The sequence below is a fragment of the Acidovorax cavernicola genome, assembly GCF_003581445.1.
On record NZ_QXMN01000101.1, the window covers coordinates 1 to 3,764 of the forward strand.

The 3,764-nt window shown below is 67.7% G+C and carries 5 protein-coding genes; 4 read left to right on the plus strand and 1 reads right to left on the minus strand.

What is annotated here, in order from left to right; genetic code table 11:
* Both D3H34_RS31015 and phaR read left to right on the plus strand, forming a co-directional pair.
* On the plus strand, positions 1-183 hold a 183-nt coding region (locus tag D3H34_RS31015), incomplete at its 5' end, for a hypothetical protein (protein WP_205736842.1).
* Positions 184-373: 190 nt separating this feature from the next.
* Positions 374-907, plus strand: coding sequence for a polyhydroxyalkanoate synthesis repressor PhaR (phaR, locus tag D3H34_RS31020; protein WP_119558676.1), 534 nt, complete (start codon positions 374-376; stop codon positions 905-907).
* Positions 908-1,023: 116 nt separating this feature from the next.
* On the opposite strand, the gene D3H34_RS31025 is transcribed toward phaR, so the two are convergent.
* Positions 1,024-1,932 carry a LysR family transcriptional regulator gene (locus D3H34_RS31025; RefSeq protein WP_119558677.1) on the minus strand — a complete coding sequence of 303 codons (909 nt, stop codon included), beginning with the start codon at positions 1,930-1,932 and terminating at the stop codon, positions 1,024-1,026.
* Between the two features lie 91 nt (positions 1,933-2,023).
* On the opposite strand from D3H34_RS31025, the gene D3H34_RS31030 reads away from it, so the two are divergent.
* Together D3H34_RS31030 and D3H34_RS31035 are read left to right on the plus strand one after the other, a co-directional pair.
* Entirely contained in the window at positions 2,024-3,121 is a 1,098-nt protein-coding gene (locus D3H34_RS31030; protein ID WP_119558678.1) for a mandelate racemase/muconate lactonizing enzyme family protein, read from the plus strand.
* Between the two features lie 28 nt (positions 3,122-3,149).
* On the plus strand, positions 3,150-3,764 hold a 615-nt coding region (locus D3H34_RS31035), incomplete at its 3' end, for a Bug family tripartite tricarboxylate transporter substrate binding protein (protein ID WP_286186492.1).

Consider the following 3,764-nt stretch of genomic DNA (forward strand, 5'->3'; position numbering starts at 1 on the left):
TTCGACAACCAGACGGGCAAGGTGCTGTGGAAGGGCCGCCTGCCCGTGGGCGCGCAAGCCACGCCCATGACCTACCTGTCGCCCGAGTCGGGCCGCCAGTTCGTCGTGGTCTCCGCCGGCGGTGCGCGCATGACCGCCGACAAGGGTGATTACGTGGTGGCTTATGCCTTGCCCAAGAAGTAAGCGCTGAGCGCTGGCCGGGCGCGCGCCCGGCCTGTTCCGACGGCCCGTTCTTCCGCGAGGAGGAACGGGCCTTTTGTTTTGCCCGGCCGGCCCGCGCTCAGGGTAAGTTCTGCGCAAGCTTGGTGCGGCCTGTGTCTAAAATCCCTGCTGCAGTGCAAAGCAGGGGCGCCTATGCCCAGAGGAGTCAGCCGTGCAAGAGAATCAGACATCGGACGCGCAAGCCAAGTCCCGGCCACGCGTCATCAAGAAGTATCCGAATCGCAGGCTCTACGACACGGACACCTCCACCTACATCACCCTGTCCGAAGTCAAGGCGCTGGTCATGGCCAGCGAGCAGCTCGTGGTGCGCGATGCCAAGACCGGCGACGACCTCACGCGCAGCATCCTGCTGCAGATCATTCTCGAGGAAGAAGCCGGCGGCGCGCCGATGTTCACCGAGGCGGTGCTGGCCAACATCATCCGTTTCTATGGGCACGCGATGCAGGGCAGCATGGGCGCGAGCCTTGAAAAGAACGTGCAGATGTTCAGCGACTTCCAGGCGCGCATGGTGGAGCAGGGCGCGACGCCCGAAATGTGGAACCAGTTCGTGCGCATGCAGCCTTCGCTGATGCAGGGCATGGTCGGCAATTACCTGGGCCAGTCGCAGACGATGTTCACGCAGATGCAGGAACAGATGCAAAAGCAGACCGAGCAGATGCTCGAGGCCATGGGATTGAAACGTTAGCCCTCGCGCTCCCCCACTGCGTGTGGGTCGCCTGGGGGGGCGAAGCCCCCCACCGTGTTTTGCCTTGGGACGGCCCGGCGGCAAAACCTGCCACGCGTTCGGCCGCAGGAACATACTCAACTTCCAGGCATCACTCCCAGCCCCTGCACCGCCGCGCGCAGCGCTTCCCGCAGGCACTGGCCGGGCCCGCCCAGCGGCCGGTCCTTGGGGCTGACCAGCGACAGCGCGGAATCGTTCATGGTCAGCAGGTGCCTGGCCACGAGTCCCATGCGCTGCGCGTAGCGCGCGCCCAGCGATTCCACCACGGCCACGCCCAGTTGCTCGCCCGCGAGTTCGCAGGCGGTGAACGACTGCGCGACTTCCATCAACGGCCGGTAGTCGAGGCCGCAGTCCTGGAACGCCTGCTGCGTGGCCAGGCCCGCAGGCAGCGCGGGCGACAGCGCGATCAGGCCGAGCGCCGCGACTTCGGCCAGCGTCAGCGCCTTGGCATGGGCCTGCGGGTGGTCGGGGTGAAGGATGGCGAACAGGCTCACTGCGGCCAGCGGCTCCTTGAGCACCCTGTCCGTGGGCGCGGAAGAGCCGATCACGATGCCCAGGTCGATGCGGTGATCGACGGCCATTTCGACGATCTCCAGCCCCGAGCCCGCGCGCACGGTGAACGTGATGCCCGGGTAGGCGCGGCGCACCGTGACCAGCGCCGGCGGCAGCAGCATCGACGAGGCCACGGCCACGGCGCCGATGCTGAGCCGGTCCGAAGCGCCTTGGCGGATATCGCTGGCGAGACGGTCGACCGACTCCATGCCCGACAGCGCATTGAGCACTTCGGGAATCAGCGAGCGGCCCTGGCTGGTCAGATGCAGTCGCCGGTTCTCGCGGCTGAACAGCGCGAAGCCCAGCCGGGTCTCCATGTCCTTGAGCAGCGCGCTCGCGGCCGGCTGGGTCATGTGGATGGAGTGGGCCGCGGCGGTCACCGTGCCGTGTTGGTACATCGCGCGCAGCAACAGGAGTTCTCGGCGACTGAGCATATGAAATTCGTATGGAAACAGTGTTTCTAGCTATTTGACCATAGTCTGGCGCGCGCCAAGAATAGGCGATCTGTCATCTCCGGTTCCCTTCATGAGCGCCAACGCCATCGCATCGATCACCTGCATTCCCCTGCGGCTGCCTTTCCACCATTGGCGCGAGCCGCCGCTGTTCGCGGGCCGGCCGCGCGACAAGCTCGACAGCGCGCTGGTGCGCGTCGAGACGAACGACGGCACGGTCGCCTGGGGCGAGTCGTACTGCGTCGAGCCGCGCGCGCTGCAGGCGATCTTCGAGACGCTGATCGCGCCGCTGGCCTGCGGCAAGCAGGCCGATGACGCGTCCCTGCTGCCGTCCATGCAGCGCATGCTGCACAACCTGGGCCGTTCGGGACCCGTGGTGCATGCGCTCGCCGGGCTGGACATCGCGCTGTGGGATCTGCGCGCCAAACGCGCCGGCGTGCCGCTGTACGAACTGCTGGGCGGCAAGCGCCGCGACCGCGTGCGTGTCTATGCGTCGCTGCTGCAGTACTACGCCGATGCCAGCTTGCTCGAGCAGGTGAGCCAGCGTGCGCTCGCCGAGGGCTATGCCGAGATCAAGCTGCACGAGCGCACCGCGCCCGCGCTGGCCGCGGTGCGCAGGTCGGTCGGGCCCGATGTGCCGGTGATGGTCGACACCAACTGCGCCTGGTTGCCGGACGAAGCCGAAGCCGCGATCTCGGAGATGCTGCCGTACAAGCCGTTCTGGATCGAGGAGCCGATCTGGACGCCGGAAAATGACCAGGCGCTGGCGGCGCTGCGCGCGCGCGTCGCCGTGCCGCTGGCCGTGGGCGAGAACGCGAGCTGTGCGCTGGCGCTGCAGCGCATGGTGGAGAACGCCACCGTGCAGTACGTCCAGCCCAGCGTGATCAAGCTCGGCCTCACGGCGGCCTGGGACATCTCGCGCGCCTGCGAAGGCCGCGGCGTGACCTGCGCGCCCCAGGTCGCGTTCTTCGGGCCGGGCTTCCTGGCGAGCCTGCACCTGATCGCCGCGCAGCCGACCGAAGTGTCGCTGGAGCGCCTGTATGTCGAGCTTGCGCATGTGCCCTATGGCCGCAGCGTTCCCATCGAGCGCGGCTGGCTGCAGGTGCCCGACGCTCCCGGCCTGGGCGCCGATCCCGAGGCCGAACTGGCCCGCGGTGAATACGCGCACTGAGCTTTCAAGAATTCAAAAGGAGACAAGCATGCAACACCACCGCCGCACTTTCATCGGCCGGGCCCTTGTGCTGGGCAGCGCCGCCCCGTGGGCCTTCGCCAGCACTGGCGCCTACCCGGACAAGACCGTGCGCATCATCGTTCCCTATCCCGCGGGCGGCGCGACCGACAACCTCGGCCGGCTCGCGGGCCAGGCGCTGCAGCAGGCGCTGGGCCAATCCTTCATCGTCGACAACAAGGGCGGCGGCGGCACGACGATAGGCACGCGCGCGCTCGCGCAGTCGGAGCCCGATGGCTATACGCTGGGAATGATAGACAGCGCGTTCACCATCAACCCCGGGCTGCTGGGCGCCCGGCTGGCCTACGACACGCAAAAGGACTTCACGCCGATCAGCCTGATCGCGAGTGCGCAGTTCGTGCTGGTCACGCATCCCTCGGTGCAGGTCAAGGATCTGGCCGGCTTCCTCGCGAAAGCCAAGGCCGAGCCCGGCACGCTGGCCTATGGCTCGGCGGGCGTGGGCAGCGGGCCGCACCTCGCGGGCGAGCAGCTCGCGCAGCAGGCCGGGCTCAAGGTCATCCACATTCCCTACAAGGGCGGCGGTACCGTGATCTCCGATCTGCTGGGCGGCCAGGTGCAGTTCGCG